This window comes from Deinococcota bacterium, assembly GCA_030858465.1.
Classification (GTDB): domain Bacteria; phylum Deinococcota; class Deinococci; order Deinococcales; family Trueperaceae; genus JALZLY01.
Genome location: JALZLY010000005.1, coordinates 1 through 24,652 on the forward strand (window position 1 = coordinate 1; position 24,652 = coordinate 24,652).

Consider the following 24,652-nt stretch of genomic DNA (forward strand, 5'->3'; position numbering starts at 1 on the left):
CCGAAGGCAGCCTTTTCGTCAAGGAGAGCACCGACCCCGAGACGCTGATGGTCAGCGTCCTCACCGTCATGCGCAAGAGCGAAGGCGCCAACCCCGATCACGGCGACTGGGAGTGGGGTATGTGGGGACGCGCGGGTATGGACGAAGAGCACCCCGACAACGGCGATAACGGCGATGACAATGCCGACATGGACGACATGGCTATGGCGATGCGCGGCTTCGAGGGCGGCTGGCTGAGCGCCGAGGAAGCCCAGAGCATGTGCATCGACTGCCACTCGAGCGCCAGCGACCAGGACTACACCTTTCTCGACTACCTGACCCGCCAGGCACCCGCGAACGCCCAAGACTAGCGCTTTCGCCTCGACCTAGCCGACGCCTGTACCCGCCGAGGTACGGGCGTCCCTTGTGCCTGCTAGACCGCGTCGTGCTCGAGCACCACCTCAAAGCTTATCTCCGCCTTGAGGCTGGCCGCCACCGAGCAGTACTTGTTCATGCCCAGGTCCACGAAGCGCTCGGCGGTCTTTTGGTCCAAGCCCGGCACGTCGAAGTGGTGCCGGGCGTGAACGTGCGTGTAGTAGGCCGGAGTGCCCTCGGCCCTGGTGCCTTCCAGTTCGATGCGGTAAGCCCTGACCGCAAGCCGCCTTTTGGCGAGCATCTCGACGATGTCGTAGGCCGCGCAGGCGCCTACGGCGTTTAAGAGCAGTTCCATCGGGCGCATGCCCGTCTGAGCGTGGGCTTCGCCGTCGATCATCACCCGCTGGCCCTCCGGGGTGATGCCGACAAAACGCTTGCCGACGAGGTGGTGGACGGTGCTGTGTTTGACGTTCGCCATCGCTGACTCCTTCTCTTGGCGCATTCTACAAAATCGTGAGAGGGACGGACGCGAGACCGGCTAAACACGGCTAGGGCGAGCCACAGAGCCTGACCTTCCGCCCCGGCGGTATCTCCGCGAGCGCAGCCCCTCGGCGGCGTCACGGAGTAGCCGGCATTCCCCTTTGCTCAGCCCCAGCACGCCCTCGAGGATGACCTCGTTGGCGTGCCTCCTCGCTTTGTCCTCGCCGTCACGCCTCACTATTGCGTCCCAGTCTTCGGCTAACCCAACCAGCTCACCGTTGGCAGCAGGAAAAGGCACCATGACCCTCCTGGCTTCGCTCGGCTCGAGCTTGAGCATCCCGCCCCCCAGCGCGTGGCCCTCGAGTTCGGCGCTCAAGCAGGTGAGCGAGGTCTGCCACAGCGCGCTCAGCGCCTTGCCGCTCAGGACCCTGCCGCTCAGTGCGGCATGGGGACGAAGGCGGACGACATGAAGGGTGTTCGGGGCGACCGCTCCCGCCTCGTTGGCGACGAGGCGGGGCCGCAAGCCGCTCATGTAGGTCAGGAAGGCGTCGGGCAGGTAGACGTGCGGCACCCGGTACCAGGGAGAGCGCGTGCGGCACTTGTAGGACCCTGGGACGCCCTCCTCTTCACCGGCGCGTATGTAGGCCAGCGCCGCCTCCGTAAGCGCCTCTTCGGCCTCCACCGCAAAGAGATAACCGGCGTCTCCCCTCGCCGCTGCCCTCTGCCAGTCTTTTAAGTCGAAGCTCAGGCCGGTCAGCGCCCTTCCCCTGAACACCGCCCTCTTGAGGAGGGCTCCTGAGAGATCGCGTTCCTTGGCCCCTGCGGGGCTCAGGTGAAAAAAGGGATTGGCACCCGTGACGTAACCTATGCCTGCTTCAGCGAGGTCGCCCAATCGCTTGACCGAGGGGCTCGAGGCCAGTTCCTGGTAGAGGTCCGCGGCCCTCTCGGAAATAAAGTGCAAGGCGAGCTTGTCCTTACCCGTAGCCAGAGCCGGAAGGTCGATCGAACGAGTTCCCGCCAGCGGCAGCCGTCCGTCCTTTTGAATGACGGCCAGGTCTTCCCCATCCGTCAAATCCTGCCACAGCAAGCCCCCAAAGGGCTCACCCCTAGCCTCGGCGAGGAGCAAGAGCGTGTCCTGGCTCAGCTCAACAAAGAGCCGCTTCTCGAAGGTCAGCAGCGTGACCGTGCCAAACGACCTTTGCAGGAAATCGACGAGGGGACGGGCGTAGGCGGCGTGACCCAGCTCCACGGGAAGGACCATCGCCAGGCGTCCACCGGGTTTGAGCAGGGCGACGGCATGAACCAAAAAGGCCGCCCATGAACTGGCCAGCTTGCTCAGCTCGACGTTCTGGTCCAGGGCCCGCCGCAAGGCCTGCTCCCGGCTAGCGCCGCTGAAGCTCTGGTAGCGGATGAAGGGAGGGTTGCCGACTACGGCGTCAAAGGGCCCCAACCTCGAGGGCGCTACCTCGAAGAAATCAGCCAGGATGAGGTTCTTGGGACTGACCCCCAAGGCCTCACGAAGCTCCGCGGAAACCCTCGAATGGACGTCCGCGTCGAGTTCCACGCCATAGACCTGATCGTTTATCTCACCACCCATGAGCTGGATGCGCTTAGCGGCTTCCTCGAGAAACACCCCGCCGCCAAAGCTCGGGTCGATGATCGTCTCCCGCCCCGTCCGCAAGGCCCACCAGACCAGGAAACGGGCGATAAGGGGGTCGGTGTAGAAGGCGCCGAACGCTTTGGCGCGGGATCCGCTCGGGGGGGAGCTCATCGCTGGAGTCTACCGTACTAGGAGCTGCTAGGGGCCGGCTCGTCCAGGTCGCGCAGGCGCTCCTCGATGCGGCTCCTCACCCGCGCCGCCCGGTAGCGCTGCAAGAGGCTGATGGCGAGCCAGGCCACCCCCGCCAAGACGACGCCGAAGCGGCCCCTGGCCATGCCGTAGGCGAGCAGCGGAAAGGCCAGGAGCGTGAAGAGGTAGGAGAGGGTCGTGACCCGCTTGACACGGATGAGCTGGCGCTCGAGGTAATCGCGGCTCAGGGTTGGAGCGTCCATAGCGCCAGTTTAACAATCAGTCCAACCAGTTTAACAATCAGTCCAACAGGTGGCCCGATTAACAAGTGGCCCCAAGGCCGCGCTCCGGCATAAGCTAGGGCGTGACCCTGGTGAGACCGGAGGCGGGTGCCTCCAAACATGTCTGGCGCGACTGGGCGAAGAGGCGACGCGAAGAGCTCGAGCTCGTGGCCTTGAGCGCTAAGCTCGCGGCGCGGCTCGAGCGCTGGCCCGACTACCGCCGCGCCCGGCACGTGCTCCTCTACCTCGCCTTTGGCTCCGAACTCGACCTGAGCGGTCTGGACACCCGTGGCAAAAGCCCCTACGCCACCCGCAGCCACCAGCGAGAGCGCCGCCTCAGCATCCATCCCCTGGACGGTGGACTGGACAGGGGACTCGAGCGCCACCCGCTGGGCTTCCTGCAACCCGCCGCCACAGCGGAGGTCGACCCACAGCTCATCGACCTCGCGCTCGTGCCGGGCCTGCTCTTCGACACCTCGGGCCAGCGCCTGGGCTACGGCCTGGGCTTCTACGACCGCTTTCTGCCCCGGTTGCGCCGTGACGCCCTCCTCGTGGGCGTCACGGCAGAGGCGCTGGTGGTGCCGGCGTTGCCCGCGAGCGACCACGACGTGCCGGTGACGCACCTGCTCACCGAGGCAGGCGTCCGCAAAGCGGCGCCTTCTTAAGACAGCAGCTTCAGTATCTACTCGGTCAGCCACGCCTGCGCCTTGTCGGGAAAGCGCTGCGGCGCGAAGGGCTCGGTGAGGCCGTAGGAGCGCCGGGTGAGGTAGTCCGCTCCCTGAGGATCGGTGTAGACCTCGATGCGCTTGTCGACCAGATTGGCAATCCAGAACTCAACGACGCCGGCGCTCGCGTAGAGGGGGAGTTTGATCGAGCGGTCTTTCCGAAGCGTCGTATCTGCCACCTCGACGAGCAGGTAGACGTCCTCGGGTTGAGGGTGATCGGTGTAATCCCGCCTTGCCAGCACCATCACATCCGGCAAGGGTAATTTGTCGTCGTCCAGGTTTGCAGAGAGCCGTAGCGGGTTTTGACTGACCACCACCGCCCTCTCACTCAGGTTTAGCAAGAGGTGATTGTGCAACTCACTCACTGCCCAAGCGTGCGGCGGGTTGATAGGCGTCATGGCAATGATGCTCCCGTGCAAGAGTTCAACGCGCTCATCCTCAGCCAGGATGCCCGCGCGCGCCATCTCGAGCATTTCGCGGTAGGTGAAGCGGCGGAGCGCCACCTCGGGCAGGTCCTGCGTCGGCTTGGCCAGTGTCATGGGCGCATTATACGTGGCTGTCGATCAGCCGTGGTGAGCGTCCGCTGCTGCCATGTGGCGCCAGTCGGAGGGGTGGCAACAGGCAACGACGGTCGAGTATGATGAACCGATCGGGCGTTCGTTGGGAGGCTTCTTTGGCCGTCAAGTCTGTTTCCTCGAGTGAAGCCAAGCGTGAGTTCAGCGTCGCGGACGCCCACAGCTATGATCACTCGAGCCCGCTGCGCTGGGTTCTCTCGCACCTTTTGCGCTACAAGCTGCTCCTGGCGGCCTTTCTTGCGGCCTCGCTGCTCACCAGCGTCCTCTTCTCGGCGGTGCCGCGCCTGACGGGCTTGGCTTTCGACGAGGTACTCCAAGCCGGCGCCAGCGCCCAGCGGCTCTTTGTCATCGCGGCCATCATTTTGGGCATCGTCCTCCTTCGCGGCGTCGTCGACCTCGTGAACAGCTTTTCCGTCGAAACCTTGGGGCAACGCTTGGAGCGCGACGCGCGCGACGAGCTCTATCTCAGCCTCTTGGGCAAGAGCCAGACCTTTCATAACCGCCAGCGGGTCGGCGACATCATGGCGAGAGCCAGCAACGACGTGCGCCAGCTCAACCCCATGATGAACCCAGGCGTCGCGCTCATCACCGAATCGCTCATCGGGCTGGTCGTGCCGCTCGTGTTTATCGCCACCATCCGCCTCGAGCTGCTCCTCGCGCCGGTGCTTTTCGTCGTCGCCTTCGTCTTCGCGTTGCGCCACTACATGCGGCAGTTGAGCCCCGTGTCCACCGCCATGCGCCGCCAGTTCGGGGTGATGAACGCCGGCCTCAACGAGACCGTGACCGGCATCGAGGTGGTCAAGTCGGTCGTGCAAGAGGCGCAGGAGAAGCGCAAGTTCGTCCGCGACGCCGGCCTCTACCGCGACTACTTCATCAAACAGGGCCACATCCAAGCGCGCTACCTGCCGCTTCTCCTGCTCGGCTTCGCGCTGACCGGCGCCTTTGCCCACGGCCTCGTTCTGCTCGCGCGCGGCGAGATTTCCACCGGGCAGCTCGTCGCCTACATGGGGCTCATGGGCATCTTGCAGTTTCCGGCCTTTATCTCGATCTTCACCTTTTCGCTGGTCCAGCTCGGGCTGGCCGGGGCCGAGCGCATCCTCGAGCTCATCCGCGAGGAGACCGAGCTCGACGAAAACCCGGCGGGCTACGCCGCCCCCATCCGCGGCGAGATCGTCTTCGACGGGGTCAGCTTCGGCTTCGGCGGCGCCCCTTTACGTGGTGCCCCTTTGCGTGGTGCTGGCAAGATGGCCTTGCGCGGCCTCTCCTTTCGGACCGAGCCGGGACAAACCGTCGCCATCGTCGGCCAGACGGGCTCGGGCAAGAGCACCCTGACCAAGCTCGTAAACCGTGCCTACGACGTCAGCGAGGGGCGCATCCTCATCGACGGGGTCGATGTGCGCGACTGGAACCTCGAGTCCTTGCGCTCGCAGATCTCCGTGATCGAACAAGACGTCTTCTTGTTCTCCCGCTCGATCGCCGACAACATCGCTTTTGGTTTGGGTCAAAAGGCGACCCCTGAGGCCATCGAAAGCGCCGCCAAAGCGGCTCAGGCCCACGACTTCATCCGCGGCTTCGCCGACGGCTACGACACCGTGATCGGCGAGCGGGGCGTGACGCTCTCGGGCGGGCAGCGCCAGCGCCTCGCCATCGCCCGCGCGCTCCTCACCGACCCGCGCATCCTCATCTTGGACGACTCGACGAGCGCCATCGACAGCGCCACCGAGGACGCCATCCAAAGGGCCATCAACAGGGTGCTCGAGGGCCGCACCACGCTGATGATCACGCACCGCCTGTCGCAAATCCGCCGGGCGGACAAGATTTTGGTGCTGCACCAAGGTGAGCCCATCGACCAGGGCAAGCACGAGGAACTGCTCGAGCGCTGCGGCCTCTACGGGCGCATCTTTGCGAGGTACGACTGATGGGTTTTATCATGGACGGCATCGCGGCGGAGGCGTACGACCGCAGCTACACCGACGGGCAACTGCTGCGCCGCATCCTGCGCTACTTCCGCCCCTTCCGGCTGGTCATGGTCTTCGTGGCCGCGATGATCTTTTTGACCTCGGTGATGGACGCGGCCCTGCCGGTCTTGATCGCCGGGGGCATCGACAGTCTGGCCGGAGCCGGCAATCTTGGGGGGGAATTGTGGCGCAGAACGGGCCCTTTAATCGTCGCCATCTTCCTGGCGGGGGTCCTGTCTTGGACCTTTAACTTCTTCCGCCAGTGGTACACCGCCAGGGCGGTCGGCAACGTGGTCCTCAACCTTCGCAAGGACGCCTTTGATGCCGCGCTGGCTCGAGACATGTCCTTTTACGACGAGTTTCCCACCGGCAAGATCGTCAGCCGCGTGACCTCGGACACCCAAGACTTCGCCACCGTGGTCACCTTGACCTTGAACCTGATGAGTCAGGTGCTTCAGGTTCTCATCATCGTCGGGATTCTCTTTTTCATCAACGCCCGCTTGGCGCTCATCGCGCTCGCCGTCGCCCCCTTTATCGTGGCGGCGGCGCTGGCATTCCGCCACATCGCCCGCATCACCACGCAGCAGGCCCGGCGCGTCATCGCCCAGGTGAACGCCAACGTGCAAGAGTCCATCACCGGCATCTCGGTCGCCAAGGCCTTCCGGCAGGAGGGGACCATCTACGACGAGTTCAGCCGGGTCAACGCCCAGTCGTACGCCTTGAACTTGCGCCAGGGCCTCGTCTTCAGCGCGATCTTCCCCATCCTCGGCACCATCGCCGGGGTCGGCACCGCCCTTATCGTCTACTTCGGAGGGCGGAGCGTCCTTAATGACGCCGTGACCCCAGGGCAGTGGTTTCTCTTTGTCCAGAGCATCAACCTCTTCTGGTTTCCCTTAACCAGCATCGCCTCGTTCTGGAGCCAGTTTCAGCTCGGCCTCTCGGCCAGCGAGCGGGTTTTCTCGCTCGTCGACGCCGAGCCCCGGGTGGTTCAAGAGGACGATAGGCCGGTACAGGAGGTCTCGGGCCGGATCGAATTTAGGGGCGTGGACTTTCGCTACACCCTCCAAGAGGAGGTGCTGCGGGGCTTTGACATGGTCATCGAGGCGGGCGAGACGGTGGCGCTGGTAGGCCACACGGGGGCGGGCAAGTCGAGTCTGGGCAAGCTGGTGGCACGCTTTTACGAGTTTCAGGGGGGCAAGCTGCTCATCGACGGGCAGGACATCCGCAGCTTTGACCTGCAGAGCTACCGCCGCCATCTGGGCATCGTCCAGCAGACGCCCTTTCTCTTTGGCGGCAGCGTGCGCGACAACATCCGCTACGGCAAGCCCGAGGCGGCGGACGAAGACGTCATCGCCGTGGCCGCGAGCATCGGCGGCGGCGACTGGCGCGAGGCCCTGCCGCAGGGGCTCGACACCGACGTGGGCGAAGGAGGCAAGGGCATCTCGATGGGCCAGCGCCAGCTCGTGGCCTTGGCGAGGGTGCTGCTGCAAGACCCGAGCATCCTCATCCTCGACGAGGCGACCGCCAGCGTCGACCCCCTCACCGAAGCGCAGATCCAAGAGGGGCTCGAGGTCGTCTTAAAGGGCCGCACCGCCATCGTCATCGCCCACCGCCTCTCGACGATAAGGTCCGCCGACCGCATCATCGTGCTGCGCCAGGGCAAAGTTATCGAAGAGGGCAGCCACGAGGCGCTCTTGAGACGGGGCGGGCACTACGCCGAGCTTTACAACACCTACTTCCGCCACCAGTCGCCGGACTACGACCCGGAGCGAACCCCGGCCTGACCTGCCCCGGCCTGAGGAGGCGCCGGGCCTGCCTGCGGCGGCGAGCCGAGAGAAGAGGCTGTGGTAAGAGGCTGTGGTAAGAGGCTGTGGTAGCCCGTCAAAAGCAGATCAGGCGGGGATGAGGTAGGCCTCCAAACGGCACCTGGTCTCGTCGCCTATTGGCGCGGGCTTGTTCGTTTGGTAGTCGAAGACCACCACCACCGAGCGCGTCTCGGCGGCCAGCTCGCCCTCCGCGTAGACGTCCTGTACGAGCTGGACGCTGGTCCGGCCGACCTTGCCGACGCGGGTGAGAACGTGGACCTCGTCGCCGAACCTCGCCTGGCGGCGAAAGTCGAGGGCGAGCTGGGCGAGGATGAGCCCTCTCGTGGTGGCGCCGAACTGCCGGAAGAACTCGAGCCTGGCCTGCTCGACGTAGAGGGCGTAGGCGGTGTTGTTGAGGTGCCCCAGGGCGTCGGTGTCGGCAAAGCGGACCTGGATGTCGGTGCGAAAATCGCTCATGATGGTCTCGTCGGTCTCCGGCCCGGCAGGCGCTGGCAGCGCGGGCAGTAGTGCGTCCCGCGCCCGGCCAAGACGATCTTTTCGACGGCGTCGCCGCAGCGCGGGCAGGGCTCGCCCCCCTTGCCGTAGGCCCTGAGCTCGCTGCTGTAGGCGCCCACCTCGCCGTTCACCGTGCGGTAGTCGTTCAAGGTGGTGCCCTGCGCTGCAATGCTGGCCTCCAAGACCTCGCGGATCGCCGCCATGAGCGCGGGAACCTTTCGCCTCGGCACCCTGTTAGCGGGCGTGAGCGGGTGGAGCCGGCTCCGCCACAGCGCCTCGTCGGCGTAGATGTTGCCCACGCCCGAGACCGGACGCTGGCTGAGGAGATAGCTCTTGAGCGCCACCGACGAGGCTTGCAGCGCCGCGTAAAACCGCCCTGCCGTGAACCCGTCGCCGAGCGGTTCCGGCCCCATCGCCTGCAGCGTCGGCAAGGTAGCATAGTCGCCCGCGGAGACGACGACAAAGCGGCCGAAGCGGCGCGCGTCCTGAAAGTAGAGCGCGGGGTCCTCACCCTCGTCGAGCGCCAGGCTGACCCGCAGGTGCCGCTCGGGCCTGGTGGCGGTGAGGACGCCCGTCATGCCCAGATGGATGATGAGTTCATCCCCGCCGTCTAGCGGCAGGATCAGGAACTTGCCACGGCGGCCTACCGAGAGGATGCGCTGACCGCCCGCCCGCTCGAGCCCCGCGTACTTGGGGCCGGGCGGGGCGTCCTCCAGGCTGGCCGAGACGATCTTGCGCCCGCTCAGCCAGGGCTCGAGCTCGCGCCGCACCGTCTCGACCTCAGGCAGTTCGGGGATAGCGTATCCTCCCCTCGTAGAGCGCCTTGCCGACGATGGCGCCCTCGAGGCCCAAGCTCTCGTACAAGTCCAAGTCGGCGTCACTCGCCACCCCGCCGCCGGCGAGGAGCAGGTGGGGAAAGGCCGCACGCATCCCCCTGACGGGCTCCGGATCGACGCCTCTGAGGGTGCCGTCCCGGGAGATGTCGGTGTAGATCACCTGCCTCACGCCCTGCCCGGCCACGCGCCGGGCGAGGTCCGTCGCGGCGACCTCGCTCAGCTCCGCCCAGCCCCTGACGGCGACCCGGCCGTCCTTGGCGTCGATCGAGACGATGATGCGCTCGGGGCCAAAGTCCGCGAGCAGCGCGTCCACCATGTGCGGCTCGCCCACGGCGGCCGTGCCGATGACCACCCGGTCTACGCACTCGAGCCAGCGCCGGGCCGCCGCGAGGTCGCGGACGCCGCCGCCGACCTCGAGCTTGCAGGAGACGTCGTGGGCGATCTCGGCGATGATATGGCGATTGTCGCCCCGGCCCGTCGCCGCGTCCAGGTCCACGAGGTGCAGCCAGCGGCAGCCGCCCGCGGCCCAGTGGCGCGCGGCGGCAAGCGGCCGCTCGAAATAGACCGTCTCCTGGTCGGGGTCGCCTTCAAAGAGCCTGACGGCCCGGCCCCCTTGGATATCCACGCAGGGAATCACTTCGAACACGCCCAGAGTATAACTTAAGAGTATAACTGGGACACCTTCACCGCCCCATACCCGCGGAACCAGGTCACGAGCCAGAGCCCTGGCGGATATAATGGATGCACCGCTACAGGGCCTGAGCTACAGGGCCTGACTGGGAACGTCTGGACCGCTGGAGCCCGGCCATGAGTCAAACAACCACCCCCACCGCACCGCTCCACACCTTCCACTGCGCGATCTTGCATCCCACGGAGGCGCGCGTTCTCATGCTGCAAGAGGACAGGACATGGTCGCTGCCCAGCTTTGAACCCAAAGACACCTTCGTCAACCAGGTTGCCCAGGTCAACCAGGCCGCGCAAGAACGCTTCGGTATCGCCGCGACCGTCTTGCGCTGCGCGGACTTTAAGGAGGACCAGGAGAGCGTCGCGGCTGTCTTCATCCTCGAGCCTCACGGCTTCAGCAGGCCTCTCGCGGAGGGTGAACGGTGGATCGGCCTTGCGGACCTGCGCGAGCTGGTCCTGGCTGCACCCGAACACAGAGAACTTCTGCAACGCTGCCTCAGCGAAGACGCCGACCCCCGTGCCGCCTTGGCCCCGCGTCCGCCGTGGGCGAGTCGTGGCTGGCTGGAAGAGGCCAAAGCCTGGATCCATGACGAGCTAGGCCATCTCGGCAGGTGGCCCACAAGTTCCCTCGAGCAGATCAAGCAGTGGAGTATCACCTCGCTCTGGCGCCAGCGAACTTCAGCGGGCGATGTCTATTTCAAGGCCGTTCCGCCCCTTTTTGCCAACGAGGGAGGGATTACGCAAGCTTTGGCCGGTCTCTACCCCGGGAACATTCCCGTCCCACTGGCCGTCAAGCCTGAGCGGAGCTGGATGCTCTTGGAGGACTTCGGCGGCAAGACGCTGCGAGAGGCCGGTGTGGTCTACTGGCAAGACGCCCTGACGCGTTTCAGCCACATGCAGGTCGCAGCGACTAGGCACGTCGGCGCACTTTTGGGGGCGGGCTGCACGGACCGGCGTCTGGACACCCTGAGTGCGCAACTCCCCTCCCTGCTCCATGACGCGGAAGAGCTTGGCAGCTTGAGCGAGGAAGAACGGCAACGGCTTCATGCCTTGGAGCCCAAACTCAATGCGATGATTCAAGACCTGAATGGTTACGGCATCCCGCAGACCCTTGTCCACGGCGACTTGAACTTCAACAACGTGGCGCTGAGTGGGGACAGGATCGTCTTCTTCGACTGGACGGACGGCGCGATCGCGCACCCTTTTTTTGACCTCATGTCCTTCGTCTATTTTGATGATGCCGCCAGCATCGGACCTGAACGTTGGGAGGAGATGCTGGCGGCTTATCTCGAGCCTTGGACGGCTTTTGAGCCCATGCCACGCCTCCGCCAAGCCTACGACCTTGCCATCATGCTGGCGCTCCTCCACCACGCGATCTCTTACAAAAACATCCGTGAGAGCCAGGAGGAAGGGGCGCGTTGGGAGCTTGGGGGAACCACCGCCTATCTGCTCAGGACCCTGCTGGGGAAGGTGAGCAAGTGACAGGGCTCTCGGGTCATCTGCTCACGGCGCGGCTCTGCCCGGTGACCGCTTCCGGCTCTTCAGGCGGGGGCACCACTCGAGCGCGGGCCTCTGAGCCTTGGCGGACAAGGAAAACCGCTTGAGCGAGGCGGTGTTCTCCTACCGGGTCGGCAAGGACGGCAAGGTATTTATCGCCTGGCACGGCCGGACGGTGACGGTGCTCACGGGTAGCGGGGCCAAAAAGTTCCTGGCCAAGGTCGCCGGCCTTAGCGACGGCGAGGCGCAGCTCGTGATGGCCAAGGCGACGGGAAATTTCAAGAGGGGCAACGAACGGTGAGCCCTTTCACAGCTCGATCTCGACCCGGGCGCAACTCGTGGCGTAGCCGAGGGCCCGCTTGGTGACGGGAAAGACACGGCTGCTCGCTATCGCCAGGGCCAGTTCCACCAGCCCCTCTTCCCCAAAGCGCGCCACGAGACGCGGCCGCAGCGAGTCTTCCCCACCCGTAGCCCCGACCACCGCGTCCGCAAAGCGGTAGACGTCAGCGAGTTCTGGGCTGAGCGCGTCCACCCTTGCGTCCAGCACCGCCCGGATGACGGCAGCCGGAACCCCCTGCTTGCGCGCCATGTTGACCTCGATCTGCAAGCAGGTGCCGCAGTCCTCGTCCCGGCTCGCCACGATGCGCGCCACGCAACAGGCCGACGCGGGGAGCACCCGGCGGTGCGCCGCCAAGGGCGTAAACAGCGCGAACTTGAAAAAGGCCCGCTTCGATACCCGGGCAAGGTGACGCAGGTAGTCCAAAGACGCGCCCAGGGTCTTCTCTTCGGCCTCGAGCTTGCGCGAAATGAGCCTATCGATCATGCCGAATCTCCTCCATCACTATTCTTTATCACTGTAGCGACTATATAACGACATCCCGCGCGAGCGCCGCCAAGATCCGCCTGTAGGGCGCCGCCTTTTTCACTACCGCCGAAAGCCCTATGCTTACAATGTTTGATCACAAAAGGCGCCATGACAGAGACCGACGACACCCTCAGGAAAAAGGCCTTGGAGGTCTACAGGTGCCTGCTCGAGATGCACGGTGAACGAGCGCTCGAGCCGCGCCGCGAGCCCATGCACGAGCTCGTCTCGACCATGCTCTCCCACCGCACCACGCAGCGCAACGAAGAACTGGCCTTTGAGCGAATGTGGGAGCGCTTCGATTCCTGGGAGGCCATCCGCGACGCGCCCGTCGCCGAACTCGCCGAGGCCATCGCCCCCGCCAACTTCGCCGAGGTCAAGGCGCCCAACATCAAAAGGGCGCTGGCGCGGATCCTCTCCGAGCGCGGCGAGGCCGAGATCGACTTTCTGGCGGACCTGCCCGCCGAGGAGGGGCTTCGCTGGCTCATGGCCCTGCCGGGCGTCGGCATCAAGACGGCCTCGCTGGTGCTCCTCTTCTGTTTTTCAAAGGCCGTCCTGCCCGTCGACAGCCACGTCCACCGGGTCAGCCAGCGCCTGGGGCTGATCGGCCCCAAGCTCAACTCGACCACGGCGCACGGGCCGCTCCTGGCCCTCTTACCCGGTGACCCCCATGTCCTCTACAACTTTCACATCGCCACGCTGAGGCACGGCCAGAAGATCTGCGTCTGGGGCACGCCGCGCTGCGGCAAGTGCCTGCTCACCGACCTCTGCGACTGGTATCAGGAAAACCGGGCTGAGGCTCCGGCACCTCCCAACGGCAAAGCTTGACCCGACCCTTGACCCTGACCAAGGGCGACACCCTCACTGCGGTATCCCGGTCAGGCAGCGCGACATGGCCCCGCCCTTTACCCTCACAAGATTTGCCGCCATAGCAAAGGCCCTCCAAAGAGGGCCTTATAGGAACAAGAAGGGCTAGTTCTGGTCTTGGTTCTGGTCCTGGTCCTCGTCCTCAGCCGTGCCGATCATTCTGGCGTCGACCGCGATAATGACCTCGAACGCTCCCGGCGCAGGCTCTTCGGCAACGGCCGGTTCGGGTTCCTCTGCCGGCTCGGGTTCCTCTGCGTCAGGATCGTCCACATCCGGGTCTTCCACGTCCGGCTCGGGCTCTTCTTCCTCGGCGGGATCGACTTCGGCAGGCTCTTCCTCTGCTACCGCCGGCTCCTCGACCGGCGTCTCCGCGTCGAACACCACGGTGGCCGTCTCTTCGCCCGTGACCTCAACCTCCTGCATTCTGGCTTCGTAGTCCTCGCCCGTTGCCGTAACGATATAGGTGCCCGGCGTGAGGTCGATCAGCGTCTGCGACTGGGTGACGCTGCGGGTGTAGCCGTCGGGACCGGTGACCTCGACCGTGACGCCCGCTTGCTCGATCAGGATCTCGAGGCTGCCCTCGCCGGGTTCAAGCTCGGTCGCGGCAGGATCCTCCTCGGCAGGCTCTTCTTCGGTGGGCTCTTCTTCGGTGGGCTCTTCGGCAGCGACCGGCTCCTCGTCTTCCAACTGCACCGGAACGGTCACGGTGGCAGTCTCGCCGGCCATTACCTCTACTTCCGTCTGCAACTCTACGTCTTGCCCTTCGAATCTCGGCTCGACGATGGTGACGGTGTAGGTACCCGGTTGTAAGCCCTCGAGCGTCTGCTCCTCTTCGCCCGCATCAACCGTCAGGGTTTCGCTGTAGTCGTCGGGGCCGCTCACGAGGAGTTCGATCTGGTCGGCGTCCATAGGGTCTACGTTGATGGTGAGGTTGCCCTGCTCCGCATCCTGCGGCTGGTCGGCCGTTGCTTGCTGTGCGGCCGGCTGCTGTGTGGTCGTCTGCTGGGTGGCTTGCGCCTGCTCGGCCTGGGGCTGTGGGGCGACGGTGACGGTCGCGGTCTCGCCGGCCATCACCTCGACCTGCTCGCTGCTGCGCGTCTCTTCTTCTTGCTCTTCAGTCCAACCCGGCACGTTGACCATTACCATGTAGCTGCCGGGCTCGAGATTGCCGATGGTCTGCTGCGGCTCGGCCAGAAAGGTTTCGTGATAGTCGCCGGGACCAAAGACATCGAGTTGCAGCCGGTCTTCGCCGGCAAAGTCGACGTTGACGGTCAGGGCGCCCTGACCCTCTTGCTGCTCAGCGGCTTGCGGCGCGGTCTGTAGCTGCCCAGTCTGCTGCGCTGTTTGCTGGCTGATATGCAGCATTACCGGCGCACCAGTCTGTACCAGCCAGCTATTGTCCTGCCCGGTCGGTTGTTCCTCTTCCTCTTCGGGTTCTTCTTCGGGAGTCTCTTCGCTGTCGGCGGGTTCCTGGTCGGCATCGGTGGCGCCTTCACCGCCGGTTACACCCTCACCGCCGGTCACGCCCTCACCGCCGGTCACGCCCTCACCGCCGGTCACGCCTTCACCGCCGGTTACGCCTTCACCGGGTTCTTGCTCAGTCTCTTGGACCTGGTCCTCCTGCGTCACCTGGGCCTCGCCTTCGGGGCCACCGATGACGAAGTGGGTATAGACGTAGCCGGGCCTCACCTCGAGGTTGTCCATGCCAAAGGCGACCGTCTCCGTGCCCGCCTCGCGAACGTCGATGTCGTAGCTACCCGCCGGCACGAAGAAGTATTCGCTCACCTGGCCGAAGTCGAGGTTTTCGACGAGGACATCGCCATCCCGCACGGCCACGTCGACGGCACCTGCCGCCTGGGCGGCGTGAAGAACGCGGATGCTGGCGCCGTTGGAGGGGGGAAAGGCGCGCAGGTTGTCGCGGTAGACGCGCGCCTCGAGAGTTTCTTCGGGACCGAGCGCGGCAATGGTGTAGTAGACGCCCGCTTCGACCTCGAGCGAGGCGCTGATCAGCGGCTCCTGGGCGCCACCGGCGGTGATGCTCACCTCTACCGAACCGGAGGGAATCACCTGGTAGGCGCTGACGTCGCGGTAGCCGACCCCTTGAAAGGCGCTCGCGCCGTTGATCGAGACGTCGATATCGGCGGCGTCGGGCGACAGATGGGCGATGCGAATGGCTGCTTGCTCACCGGGAGTTACCTCTTGCTGGCCTTGTTGTGCGGAGGCTAGGGCGGCGCAAAAGGCAAGTGTGAGAACGAGTAAGGCTAATGGTACCTTTTTCATCTATGCATTCCTCCTATCGTGAAATCATCTTAAGACTATGCAAGCCGGCACCCATAGAAATTTGTCTGGCTTACCGTTGCTTAGGATACACATGCTTAGGATACACAAATACCCGGAGCAAATGTCGGACCAAACGTCGGGGACCCAAAAGACGTTCTTGTGGCTTTCTTTCGCCGCCGGCCGGTGAGAGCTGACGGCTCGAGTGCCGACCCCAGGCGATGAGCAGCGGGTTACCTACAGGACGATCTTCCACCAGCTTGCGCCGCCACGGCTCAGACCGGCAACCGCAACACAGAACCGCAATACAGAACCGCGATTACAGAACTGCAATACAGAGAAGATTCCCAAGCGGTAGTTGCCGCTAACATCGGAAGCAAGATGAGAAATTTTTGAATCTCATCCTAGCACAACTCAGGAAAGGAAGGGAATCTCATGAGTCCACCCTCAAGTCATTCCAACTTCAGCTTTTCCTTCCCGGCCTTGAGAAGGTTAGGTGCCGCCGCGCTCCTCCTGCTCTTGGCTACGCCTCTAGGAGGGCTCGCGCAGCAGCAAGAAGGAGCCGTGCAGCAAGAGGAGGAGCTGGCCGTCGAGCTGTCGGGCCAAGAAGCCGTGTCCGCGGAAGTCAATCTTGCGTCCATCATCGGCCGGTCGACCATTCACGCGCTCGCTGTCAGCAATACCGGCGACACCCCGCTCGAGTACACCGTCGAAGTAGAAGAGGACGCCGACTGGCTCGAGATCATCTCCTTCTCAGGCGTCTTGGACGCCGCCGGTGCCGACGACCGCGACGTCATCGAGTTCGAGACGACCTGCCCGGCCGAAGAGGCTTCGTTGTCGACCGACCTCACGATCAGGATCACCGATCCGGAGGTCGAAGAAGCGGTGCATACGGTCACGGTCAACCTCACCTGCCGCCCGGCTGCCCTGGTAGAGGTTCCCATAGGACCGCCCGGCCCGCCCGGCCCCGAAGGTCCTGAAGGTCCGCCCGGTCCGGAAGGCCCGGAAGGTCCTGAAGGTCCTCCCGGTCCCGAAGGGCCCCAGGGCGAGACCGGCCCACCCGGTCCCGAAGGCCCAGAGGGCCCGCCTGGACCCGAAGGCCCCGAAGGGCCCGAGGGTCAGCAGGGCGAAACCGGCCCGGTGGGTCCCGAAGGCCCGGAAGGTCCTCCCGGTCCGGAAGGTCCAGAGGGTCAGCAGGGCGAAACCGGCGCCACCGGCCCGGAAGGTCCTGAAGGTCCTCCCGGTCCTGAAGGCCCCGAAGGGCCGCAGGGCGAAACCGGCCCGCCCGGACCCGAAGGTCCGGAAGGTCCGCAGGGTGAACCTGGCCCCACCGGTCCGGAAGGCCCGGAAGGTGAACGCGGACCCATCGGTCCGCAAGGACCCGAAGGAGCTACCGGTTCCGACGGACCGATGGGTCCCCAAGGCGAAGAGGGCCCCATGGGTCCCCAGGGACCTCCCGGCGAAGAGGGTCCTACGGGTCCCCAAGGCTCGCAGGGTGAACCCGGTCCCGAAGGCCCGATGGGACCGCAAGGCGAAGAGGGTCCTACTGGCCCCCAGGGGCCAGCCGGCGAACCCGGTCCCGAAGGCCCACAAGGTCCGCAGGGTGAGCGTGGCGCCATCGGACCGATGGGACCACAAGGCGAAGAGGGTCCCATGGGTCCTCAGGGACCGGCCGGTCCTGGCATCACGGAAGAACAGTTCCAGGCTTTGGAACAACGGATGGAGGAGCTCGAGAGGCGCCTTGCAGCCATTGACGAGCAAGAGGTCGAACCTGCCGAAGCGGAAGAGGTCGAACCCGTCGAACCCGAAGATGCCGAAGACGCCGAAGCGGTAGACGAGGAAGAGGTCGAACCGGTCGGACCCGCTGAAGAGGAAGAGATCGCGCCCGTCGAACCGGTAGGCGCCGAAGACGCCGAAGCGGTAGATGAGGAAGAGGTCGAACCTGCCGAACCGGTAGGCGCCGCACCGGCCGATGAAGAGCCGGCTCAGGCTCCGGGCAGGCTGGTCATCACCACCGAGTTCACCATCGAGGACGAGGTCGAAATCACCGTGACCGGACCCGATGGCTACAGCGAATCGTTCGTGGCGGTAGAGCAACAAACGCTCGGAGGTCTGGTGCCAGGCAGCTACACCGTCACTGCCGACGCGCCCGAGCTCGAGGAGCAGGAGGTGGAGATAGAAGCCGGAGAAACCGCTACGGTCTCCATCCCCGAGACACAAGAGGACTGAGCGTTGAGAAGACGCTGACCCGAAACCCAAAAGAGGCGGCGCAGGTCGGCCGCCTCTTTTGGGTTACCCGGCTCCCCACAGCGAGGATGACAGCGAGGATGAAGGCAGGACTCAGGTTAAGCCGAGACCCAAGCGGAGGCAGTGCCCAAGCGAAAGCAGTACAATGCGAGATATGGAAAATTCGAGAGAGGGGGTTGCAGCTACTGTTAGATGGAAGTAGATAGAATAGCTAAAACAGATGAGAAACTCCTCGAGCCTCATCACGTCATCTCCGGTTACGTTCGCATAAGGAAGGGGTTCCATGAAGCCACCGTCGCAAGATCCTAAATCCAATCATCCTCCCCCCGCTCCGAGGCGATTATCTTTAGCAGCAGCCCTGATGCTCTCGTGGCTTCTTTTTGCGCTTGCCTACGCCCAAACCGAGGAAACGACGGCCGTCGAGGTCTCGGGACAGGAGTCGGTGCCGGCGGAAGTCAACGTGGTCACGCCGACCGGCCAATCCACCATTTACGCCCTGACCCTCAACAACGTCGGCGATACTCCACTCGAGTACACCATCGAAGCAGAAGAGGACGCCGACTGGCTCGAGATCATCTCCTTCTCGGGCATCTTGGGCGCCGCCGGCGCCGACGACCGCGACGTCATCGAGCTCGAGACGACCTGTCCGGCCGAACCGACCTCGCTCTCAGCCGACCTGACCCTTACTATCACCGAGCCACAGGTCGAAGCAGCCGTGCAGACCATCACCGTCAATCTTAGCTGCGGCCCTGGCGCCATCGTTCCCACCCAGCCCCAAGCCGCTGTTGCCGGCATCGTCGCCAGGGAGGACCTGCCTACGGTAACGGTGCAGGTTCCCGTCGGGCCACCCGGTTCGCAGGGACCGCCTGGCCCCGAGGGACCTCCCGGACCAGAAGGGCCTCCCGGACCCCAGGGTCCCGAGGGACCGGAAGGACCGCCGGGACCACAGGGCGAAACCGGACCGCAGGGCGAGCGGGGGCCCATCGGGCCACAAGGTCCCGAGGGTGAACCCGGACCGGAAGGAGCGGAAGGGCCCGAAGGACCGCAAGGCGAAACCGGCCCGCAGGGCGAGTCTGGGCCCGAGGGGCCGGAGGGTTCCGAGGGGCCGGAGGGTCCTCGTGGTCTTCCCGGTCCGGTGGGGCCCGAGGGAGCGGAGGGACCTGAGGGGCCCGAAGGACCCCAAGGCGAAACCGGCCCCCAAGGCGAAACCGGACCGCAGGGCGAGCCTGGTCCCGAGGGGCCGGAGGGACCGGAAGGGCCAGAGGGTCAACAGGGCGAGCGGGGGCCCATCGGGCCACAAGGTCCCGAGGGTGAACCCGGACCGGAAGGAGCGCAAGGGCCCGAAGGACCCCAAGGCGAAACCGGACCTCAAGGCGAACCTGGTCCCGAGGGGCCGGAGGGTTCCGAGGGGCCGGAGGGGCCTCAAGGAGCGGAGGGACCTCAAGGCGAAACCGGCCCGCAGGGCGAGCCTGGGCCTATCGGTCCCGAGGGACCGCAGGGCGAACCTGGGCCTATCGGTCCCGAGGGACCGCAGGGCGAACTTGGACCGGCGGGCGAGCGCGGGCCTATAGGCCCGCAGGGGCCGCAGGGCGAACCTGGCCCGGAAGGACCGCCCGGACAGGGCGAACCCGGTCCGCAAGGCGAACCTGGTCCGGAAGGACCAGTTGGACCCGAAGGCCCGCCCGGACCCGAAGGACCGCCCGGGCAGGGCGAACCTGGCCCGGAAGGACCAGTTGGACCTGAAGGCCCGCAGGGCCCGCCCGGACCGCCGGGACGGGGAGACCCTGGCCCGCAGGGCCCGCCTGGCGTCGAAGGCCCGCAGGGCCCGCCCGGACCGCTGGGAGAGGCTGGACCGGTCGGACCCCAGGGACCCGAGGGTGACCTCGGTCCTGTAGGCCCCCAAGGACCGCCAGGCCCGCCCGGACCCGCCGGGCAGCAAGGAGCCAGGGGCGACGTGGGGCCGATGGGTCCCGAGGGGCCTCAGGGCCCGCTAGGCCCACCCGGGCCCGCCGGCCAGCAAGGACCCAGAGGAGACGTGGGACCGCCAGGCCAACAAGGCCCTAGGGGCGACCCTGGACCCGTTGGTCCTCAGGGAGCCGTCGGCGAAACCGGTCCCGCCGGTCCGCAGGGTCCTCAAGGAGCCGAGGGCGCGCCGGGCCCACAAGGGCCGACAGGCTCCAGAGGGCCCATCGGCCCTCAGGGAGAGGACGGCCAGCGCGGACCCATCGGTCCCGTGGGCCCTCAAGGCCCTCCCGGCGAGGGGCTGACGGACGAACAGCTTCAGCTCATGAACGCCCTTTTGACCGGCGCGGTCACCAACCTGACGCCGGAACAGACCGAAAACCTGAGGCTGGTCTTCCTCCGCAGCTTCGAGGGCACCGGCTCGGTGCTCGACAGTGCCTACCAGGCGTCGGTAGCGCGGCGCAACACCGAGGTGGAAAACCGCCTGAGCACGCTCGAGGCCCAAGCCGATCCAGAAGCCTTGGAGCAGCAGGTCGCCGACCTGCAAAACCAGGTAAACCAACTCCTCAGCCGCCTCGAGGCGCTCGAGAGCCAGTAAGAAACCTCAGCTAGACAAGAAGAGGCGGCGCTAGGCGCCGCCTCTTCTTTTTCTTTTGTCATGTTCTTTTGTCATGTTCTTTTGTCATGTTCTTTTGTCATGTTCTTTTGTCATGTTCTTTTGTCGTACCAGTTACCGTTTGCCAGCTACCGTGCTCCAGCCACGCTTCACTGCGGCCGGGTGACCGGCTTGACGTTGCCTCCCCCAAACCAGCCTTAAACTGACGCATGAAGCTGCTTCATGCGAAGATGCGGGCAGGGGGTCTTGGAGGACCTTTTGTCCCAGCCGCCCTCAAGGTCGCGCTGGCCTTGCTGCTCCTGAGCGGGGTGGGCTCCGGCCGCGACCTGCTGACCAGCCTCGAGGGCCGGACGCTCGTTTTCGACGCGCTCGTGGACGTATTCAAGGAGTTCTACTGGAACGAAGACCATCTCGACTGGGACGCCTGGGCAGCGGCGTTTCGCGAGGAGGCGCTGGCGGGTAGCAGCCGCCACGACTTCGAGCTGGTGGCGCGCAAGATGGTGAGCGCCGTCGCGGACGACCACTCGAGCTGGCTCGGCCTCAGCAGCGACGGGGGCGACGAGAGCATGGCGGCGACCAGGACCTTGGGCCTGGGCTTTCAGCACGACTTCCTGAGCGGCACGGGCATGGTCGTCTTGCGCGTCTTTCCCGATACGCCCGCGGCCGCGGGCGGCCTGCGGCGCGGCGACGTGATCGCGCGCATCAACGAGCGGGGGCTTGGGGACGCCGTGAGCAGCCGGAGTCCCGCGGCTCTCTTGGACAGCGCCATCCGCGCGGGCAAGGTCGAGCTGACGGTGCGCCGCGGGGCCGAACTGCACGAGCTGAGCCTCGAGCCCGCCGAGATCGCTCTGGCGGCCTTGAGCGAGATGCCTCAGGCCGACATGCTCGACGCCGGCACCGGCTATCTCTACCTGCCGAGCTTCAACCACAGCGGTGTCGCCGCGCGCGCGCATGCACTCCTGAGCGATCTCAAGGCGCAGGGCGCAACGGCCCTGGTGCTCGACATGCGCGGCAACCTGGGCGGGCGCCTGAGCGAACTCGGCCTGTTCCTCGGCTCCTTTATCGAAGGCCCCTGGGCGCAAGCGCTGAGCAGGGGCGCGCTCGCCTGGCGCGCGAACTACAGCGTGGTGGAGGGCAAAGCCCAGAGCTGGCTCGAGACCGAAGACGGCCTGGTCTTTTCGAGGCTGGCGCTCGAGACCGCTCCCGAGCACTGGGGTGGCCCGCTGGTGGTGCTCGCGGACTACCGGAACTCCAGCGCCGGCGAACTCGCCCCGCTCATCTTGCAGGCGGCGGGCCGGGCCAAGGTGGTCGGCGAGGCCACCAGCGGCAACGTCGAGGCCGTCCGCGGCTTTGACCTGCCCGACGGCAGCACGGTCTTAGTCGCCGTCGCCAACCTTCAGTCGGCCACGGGGGCGAGCTTCGACGACGGGCTCAGCCCCGACGTCTACGCCACCGAGACCCTGAGCGAACTGGCCCGCGGCTTCGACGCGCCCGTAGCGGAGGCCCAGCGCCTCCTGCGCGAGCTGCCCTTCACGCCGGGCAAGTTTTTTTAGCTCGAGCGCAAAGAGGGCGTGCAGAGAAAGCCCGATCCGGAGTTGCGTCGCTGTCCACCCGAACTTGACATGGCCCGGTGAGGGGCGATACACTGACTCTTGCGCTTCGACGCGGGGTGGAGCAGTCCGGTAGCTCGTCGGGCTCATAACCCGAAGGTCACAGGTTCAAATCCTGTCCCCGCAACCAACCACTGCAACCAAACACCATGTGCAAGAGGGAACCCCCGGCCAAGCCGGGGGTTCCCTTTTGCATGAGCTACATCCGTCGCCGGGACGGTGCTAGCCGCGCTCGTCCTCCCACAGGGCCGCGCCGAAGTGGTCCCAGGGCAGGCGACCCTCGTTGGGGTCGGCGGGGTCGAACTGCGCGTTCATGGCGTAGATGAGCAGCGCTCCCTCCGCGCCCGCCCGGTAGCCGTGGGCGACGCCCGCGGGGATATAGAGGAGCGCCGGCTCCTCGCCGTCTAAGAGGTAAGCGCGCCGCGTTCCCAGGCTCGCCGAGCCCTCGCGGAGGTCCGCGAGCCACACCAGCAGCCGCCCGTCGACCACCACCCAGATCTCGTCTTGTATCTCCTTGGGATGGACGTGAAAGGCGTTGATGCGGTGAGGGACGGCTTTGGACAGCGAGAGCTGGCGCAGGGCAAAGGGGGTCCCCAGACCCTCGACCTCGCCGCTCGAGAGCCGCAGCCCCTCCATGAACCAGCCGCCGAGTGCACGGTGCTTCTTGAGGGGCTTGTACAAGACGCCCCCGATGGCCGGCGCGGCCCCGTAGCTCTGGAAGCTCAGCGCCTCTTGGGCGCTCGCCGAAAGCTTGATCTTCACGGCTTCCATTCCCCCTTGAGCCCTTGCCAGCGCGCGGTGTCGAGCGAGACATCCTCGGGCAGGGCGACCCCGGCATTCTTCTCGGCATCTAAGCGGCTGCCGCGCGCGACGCTGTTGCTGCGCCGCCTAGCCAGCTCCCAGACCGACTTGCGCTCGGTGGCGATGTGCAGGGTGCTGTAGCCCCTGGCCGCAATCGCCCAGAAGCGCGCTACCGCCAAGGCGATCTCCGGCGCGATCACGTCCACGTAGTCCTGCGAGGTGTAGAGGTCGCCGTAAGCCACCGGATAGGGCCAGGCGCGCGGGCGAAAACTGGTGCGGATAACCAGGTGCCGGGGCAGGAGGCGCACCAGCGACTCGGCGACGAGCTTGGTGAGCGCGTAGTAGTTGCGCACCGGGCCGGGCGGGTCGTCCTCCTGATAGTGGCCGCGGTCGCCGTAAAAGACGTAGTCGGTCGAGATGTGGACGAGGGGCAGGCCAGAGGCCAGCGCCGCCGCCACGAGCTGGCGACTGCCGTCCACGTTGACGCGCCAGCAGCCCGCCCGGTCCACTTCGGCACCCGCGACGTCGGTATAGGCCGCCGCGTGGACGATGAGCGCCGGCTGGTAGGTCGCCAAGGCGCGGCGCAAGGAGAGCGGCTCCGTCAGGTCCATCTCGGCCCTGGGCGGAGCGATCAGGTCCGGCAGCAGCCCACGCAACTCGGTCCCGAGACGGCCGCTGCCCCCCGTCAGAAGCACGCGGGCTGGGGGGGTGGGTTCGCTCATCTCAACCACAGCGACATTGTCTTATCATACCTCGTCCTATCATATCTCGCCCTCACGGGTCGGGAGACGCCAGAGCGACCCGCACGGCGCGTTAAGATGGGGCGAAAGGACCAGCTATGCTCGAACCGTCTGATCCCTCAGAGACCACCTACTCCGGCTTTATCGCCATCCTCGGCAAGCCCAACGTCGGCAAGTCGACGCTGCTCAACACCCTCTTGGGCGTCAAGGTGGCGCCCATTACTCCCAAGCCGCAGACCACCCGGCGCGGCGTGCGCGGCATCTATACCGAGGATTCGCGGCAGCTCGTCTTCGTGGACACGCCGGGCCTGCACCAGGCCAAGGACGCCCTCGGCTCCTTTATGAACCGCGAGGTCAGAGATGCGATCGTGGACGTCAGCGCCATCCTCTGGGTGGTGGACCTGCGCAAGCCGCCCGGCGACGAGGACAAGGCGGTGGCCCGGCTCCTCCAGGGGCTCGGCGAACAGGTGCCCATCTACCTCATCGGCAACAAGCTGGACGCCGCCAAGTACCCGGACGAGGCCCTGCGGCTCTATCAGGAGCTCTCGCCGGACGTAAGAGAGGTGCGCAGCCTGAGCGCGCTGAACGACCCCAAGCGCGTCTATGAGCTGCGCGACGAGCTGCTGGTGCTCCTGCCCGAGAGCCCCTTCTTCTTCCCCACCAACATCCGCAGCGATCAGCCGCGCGAGGTCTGGGCCGCCGAGCTGATCCGCGAGAGCGCCATGATCCACCTGCGCCAGGAACTGCCCTACAGCGTGGCTGTGCAGGTCCTCAGCTGGGACGACCCGCGCGAGCGCGACGAGACGAGTGAGGAGCCCATCTACATCCAAGCGGAGATCTGGGTGGGGCGCATGAACCACCGCGGCATGGTGCTCGGCAAGGGCGGCAGCATGATCAGGGAGATCGGCAGGACGGCCAGAAAGCAGCTCGAGGTCTTCTTATCCGCGCGGGTGTTCTTAGACCTCGAGGTGGTGGTGCGCCCCAACTGGCGCGAGGACAGCGAGTCGCTGCGCGAACTCGGCTACGAGAGCTGAGGGCGCCGGATGTCTCTGAGTGTAGGGCCACTAGGCCCCCGCTAGTGCGGGTACTACAGTGTAGGGCCACTAGGCCCCCGCTAGTGCGGGTACTACAGTGTAGGGCCACTAGGCCCCCGCTAGTGCGGGTACTACA

General features: G+C 65.7%; 22 protein-coding genes and 1 tRNA gene. 12 read left to right on the forward strand and 11 right to left on the reverse strand.

Features of this window, described 5'->3' with window-relative positions:
- A partial coding sequence (locus M3498_00300) for a hypothetical protein (GenBank protein MDQ3457735.1) occupies window positions 1–350 on the forward strand: 350 nt, incomplete at its 5' end.
- 62 nt (window positions 351–412) lie between these two features.
- Here the strand turns inward: M3498_00300 and M3498_00305 are convergent.
- The 3 genes from M3498_00305 to M3498_00315 are packed head-to-tail and all read right to left on the reverse strand — an operon-like array spanning window position 413 to window position 2,886.
- Window positions 413–832, reverse strand: coding sequence for an OsmC family protein (locus M3498_00305; GenBank protein MDQ3457736.1), 420 nt, complete (start codon window positions 830–832; stop codon window positions 413–415).
- Between the two features lie 60 nt (window positions 833–892).
- Entirely contained in the window at window positions 893–2,605 is a 1,713-nt protein-coding gene (locus M3498_00310; GenBank protein ID MDQ3457737.1) for an SAM-dependent methyltransferase, read from the reverse strand.
- A gap of 17 nt (window positions 2,606–2,622) precedes the next feature.
- Complete coding sequence (locus tag M3498_00315; protein ID MDQ3457738.1) at window positions 2,623–2,886, reverse strand: hypothetical protein; 264 nt, start codon at window positions 2,884–2,886, stop codon at window positions 2,623–2,625.
- A 101-nt stretch (window positions 2,887–2,987) separates the two neighbouring features.
- On the opposite strand from M3498_00315, the gene M3498_00320 reads away from it, so the two are divergent.
- Window positions 2,988–3,569: a 5-formyltetrahydrofolate cyclo-ligase gene (locus tag M3498_00320; GenBank protein ID MDQ3457739.1), complete on the forward strand. Its 582-nt coding sequence runs from the start codon at window positions 2,988–2,990 to the stop codon at window positions 3,567–3,569.
- A gap of 17 nt (window positions 3,570–3,586) precedes the next feature.
- Here the strand turns inward: M3498_00320 and M3498_00325 are convergent, their stop codons facing one another.
- Window positions 3,587–4,168 carry a Uma2 family endonuclease gene (locus M3498_00325; GenBank protein MDQ3457740.1) on the reverse strand — a complete coding sequence of 194 codons (582 nt, stop codon included), beginning with the start codon at window positions 4,166–4,168 and terminating at the stop codon, window positions 3,587–3,589.
- Between the two features lie 134 nt (window positions 4,169–4,302).
- Here M3498_00325 and M3498_00330 point away from each other — a divergent pair, with 134 nt between their 5' ends.
- Both M3498_00330 and M3498_00335 read left to right on the forward strand, forming a co-directional pair.
- Window positions 4,303–6,123, forward strand: a complete 1,821-nt coding sequence (locus M3498_00330) for an ABC transporter ATP-binding protein/permease (GenBank protein ID MDQ3457741.1) — start codon at window positions 4,303–4,305, stop codon at window positions 6,121–6,123.
- Entirely contained in the window at window positions 6,123–7,946 is a 1,824-nt protein-coding gene (locus M3498_00335; protein ID MDQ3457742.1) for an ABC transporter ATP-binding protein/permease, read from the forward strand. Before M3498_00330 ends, M3498_00335 begins: the two co-directional genes overlap by 1 nt.
- A 108-nt stretch (window positions 7,947–8,054) precedes the next feature.
- Here the strand turns inward: M3498_00335 and M3498_00340 are convergent, their stop codons facing one another.
- Genes M3498_00340 through hisA form a run of 3 tightly spaced genes read right to left on the reverse strand, consistent with a single transcriptional unit; the run spans window position 8,055 to window position 9,965 of the window.
- Complete coding sequence (locus tag M3498_00340; protein ID MDQ3457743.1) at window positions 8,055–8,444, reverse strand: acyl-CoA thioesterase; 390 nt, start codon at window positions 8,442–8,444, stop codon at window positions 8,055–8,057.
- Window positions 8,441–9,253, reverse strand: a complete 813-nt coding sequence (gene mutM / locus M3498_00345) for a bifunctional DNA-formamidopyrimidine glycosylase/DNA-(apurinic or apyrimidinic site) lyase (protein ID MDQ3457744.1) — start codon at window positions 9,251–9,253, stop codon at window positions 8,441–8,443. The genes M3498_00340 and mutM overlap by 4 nt, the downstream gene beginning before the upstream one ends.
- 10 nt (window positions 9,254–9,263) lie before the next feature.
- Window positions 9,264–9,965 carry a 1-(5-phosphoribosyl)-5-[(5-phosphoribosylamino)methylideneamino]imidazole-4-carboxamide isomerase gene (gene hisA, locus M3498_00350; protein ID MDQ3457745.1) on the reverse strand — a complete coding sequence of 234 codons (702 nt, stop codon included), beginning with the start codon at window positions 9,963–9,965 and terminating at the stop codon, window positions 9,264–9,266.
- A 161-nt stretch (window positions 9,966–10,126) separates the two neighbouring features.
- On the opposite strand from hisA, the gene M3498_00355 reads away from it, so the two are divergent.
- Window positions 10,127–11,485 (forward strand): aminoglycoside phosphotransferase family protein, encoded by a 1,359-nt coding sequence (locus M3498_00355; protein MDQ3457746.1) that lies wholly within the window; start codon window positions 10,127–10,129, stop codon window positions 11,483–11,485.
- Window positions 11,486–11,582: 97 nt separating this feature from the next.
- Window positions 11,583–11,801: a hypothetical protein gene (locus tag M3498_00360; protein ID MDQ3457747.1), complete on the forward strand. Its 219-nt coding sequence runs from the start codon at window positions 11,583–11,585 to the stop codon at window positions 11,799–11,801.
- A 6-nt stretch (window positions 11,802–11,807) separates the two neighbouring features.
- Here the strand turns inward: M3498_00360 and M3498_00365 are convergent, their stop codons facing one another.
- Entirely contained in the window at window positions 11,808–12,323 is a 516-nt protein-coding gene (locus M3498_00365) for a hypothetical protein (GenBank protein ID MDQ3457748.1), read from the reverse strand.
- A 150-nt stretch (window positions 12,324–12,473) separates the two neighbouring features.
- Here M3498_00365 and M3498_00370 point away from each other — a divergent pair, with 150 nt between their 5' ends.
- Entirely contained in the window at window positions 12,474–13,190 is a 717-nt protein-coding gene (locus tag M3498_00370; GenBank protein MDQ3457749.1) for an endonuclease III, read from the forward strand.
- A gap of 144 nt (window positions 13,191–13,334) precedes the next feature.
- On the opposite strand, the gene M3498_00375 is transcribed toward M3498_00370, so the two are convergent.
- Complete coding sequence (locus M3498_00375; protein MDQ3457750.1) at window positions 13,335–15,509, reverse strand: DUF4397 domain-containing protein; 2,175 nt, start codon at window positions 15,507–15,509, stop codon at window positions 13,335–13,337.
- Between the two features lie 480 nt (window positions 15,510–15,989).
- Between M3498_00375 and M3498_00380 the strand changes: the two genes are divergently transcribed.
- From M3498_00380 to M3498_00395, 4 genes are all read left to right on the forward strand, one after another.
- Window positions 15,990–17,735, forward strand: a complete 1,746-nt coding sequence (locus M3498_00380) for a collagen-like protein (GenBank protein MDQ3457751.1) — start codon at window positions 15,990–15,992, stop codon at window positions 17,733–17,735.
- Between the two features lie 379 nt (window positions 17,736–18,114).
- Window positions 18,115–20,313 carry a collagen-like protein gene (locus M3498_00385; GenBank protein ID MDQ3457752.1) on the forward strand — a complete coding sequence of 733 codons (2,199 nt, stop codon included), beginning with the start codon at window positions 18,115–18,117 and terminating at the stop codon, window positions 20,311–20,313.
- Between the two features lie 227 nt (window positions 20,314–20,540).
- Window positions 20,541–21,884: a S41 family peptidase gene (locus tag M3498_00390; protein ID MDQ3457753.1), complete on the forward strand. Its 1,344-nt coding sequence runs from the start codon at window positions 20,541–20,543 to the stop codon at window positions 21,882–21,884.
- A 110-nt stretch (window positions 21,885–21,994) separates the two neighbouring features.
- Window positions 21,995–22,071: transfer RNA gene (locus M3498_00395), tRNA-Met, on the forward strand.
- Window positions 22,072–22,163: 92 nt separating this feature from the next.
- On the opposite strand, the gene M3498_00400 is transcribed toward M3498_00395, so the two are convergent.
- Together M3498_00400 and M3498_00405 are read right to left on the reverse strand one after the other, a co-directional pair.
- Complete coding sequence (locus tag M3498_00400; protein MDQ3457754.1) at window positions 22,164–22,712, reverse strand: dTDP-4-dehydrorhamnose 3,5-epimerase family protein; 549 nt, start codon at window positions 22,710–22,712, stop codon at window positions 22,164–22,166.
- Window positions 22,700–23,464, reverse strand: a complete 765-nt coding sequence (locus M3498_00405) for an NAD(P)-dependent oxidoreductase (GenBank protein ID MDQ3457755.1) — start codon at window positions 23,462–23,464, stop codon at window positions 22,700–22,702. The genes M3498_00400 and M3498_00405 overlap by 13 nt, the downstream gene beginning before the upstream one ends.
- Window positions 23,465–23,580: 116 nt before the next feature.
- Between M3498_00405 and era the strand changes: the two genes are divergently transcribed.
- Window positions 23,581–24,516 carry a GTPase Era gene (gene era / locus M3498_00410; GenBank protein MDQ3457756.1) on the forward strand — a complete coding sequence of 312 codons (936 nt, stop codon included), beginning with the start codon at window positions 23,581–23,583 and terminating at the stop codon, window positions 24,514–24,516.
- Window positions 24,517–24,652: the final 136 nt, after the last annotated feature.

Bases quoted from the DNA above. Each gene is read 5' to 3' on its own strand.
- M3498_00390 (MDQ3457753.1), top strand. From the start codon at position 20,541: ATGAAGCTGCTTCATGCGAAGATGCGGGCAGGGGGTCTTGGAGGACCT.
- M3498_00310 (MDQ3457737.1), bottom strand. From the start codon at position 2,605: ATGAGCTCCCCCCCGAGCGGATCCCGCGCCAAAGCGTTCGGCGCCTTC.
- M3498_00375 (MDQ3457750.1), bottom strand. From the start codon at position 15,509: ATGAAAAAGGTACCATTAGCCTTACTCGTTCTCACACTTGCCTTTTGC.
- M3498_00405 (MDQ3457755.1), bottom strand. From the start codon at position 23,464: ATGAGCGAACCCACCCCCCCAGCCCGCGTGCTTCTGACGGGGGGCAGC.
- M3498_00325 (MDQ3457740.1), bottom strand. From the start codon at position 4,168: ATGACACTGGCCAAGCCGACGCAGGACCTGCCCGAGGTGGCGCTCCGC.
- M3498_00365 (MDQ3457748.1), bottom strand. From the start codon at position 12,323: ATGATCGATAGGCTCATTTCGCGCAAGCTCGAGGCCGAAGAGAAGACC.
- M3498_00305 (MDQ3457736.1), bottom strand. From the start codon at position 832: ATGGCGAACGTCAAACACAGCACCGTCCACCACCTCGTCGGCAAGCGT.
- M3498_00340 (MDQ3457743.1), bottom strand. From the start codon at position 8,444: ATGAGCGATTTTCGCACCGACATCCAGGTCCGCTTTGCCGACACCGAC.
- M3498_00400 (MDQ3457754.1), bottom strand. From the start codon at position 22,712: ATGGAAGCCGTGAAGATCAAGCTTTCGGCGAGCGCCCAAGAGGCGCTG.
- era (MDQ3457756.1), top strand. From the start codon at position 23,581: ATGCTCGAACCGTCTGATCCCTCAGAGACCACCTACTCCGGCTTTATC.
- M3498_00370 (MDQ3457749.1), top strand. From the start codon at position 12,474: ATGACAGAGACCGACGACACCCTCAGGAAAAAGGCCTTGGAGGTCTAC.
- M3498_00385 (MDQ3457752.1), top strand. From the start codon at position 18,115: ATGCTCTCGTGGCTTCTTTTTGCGCTTGCCTACGCCCAAACCGAGGAA.
- M3498_00355 (MDQ3457746.1), top strand. From the start codon at position 10,127: ATGAGTCAAACAACCACCCCCACCGCACCGCTCCACACCTTCCACTGC.
- M3498_00315 (MDQ3457738.1), bottom strand. From the start codon at position 2,886: ATGGACGCTCCAACCCTGAGCCGCGATTACCTCGAGCGCCAGCTCATC.
- M3498_00335 (MDQ3457742.1), top strand. From the start codon at position 6,123: ATGGGTTTTATCATGGACGGCATCGCGGCGGAGGCGTACGACCGCAGC.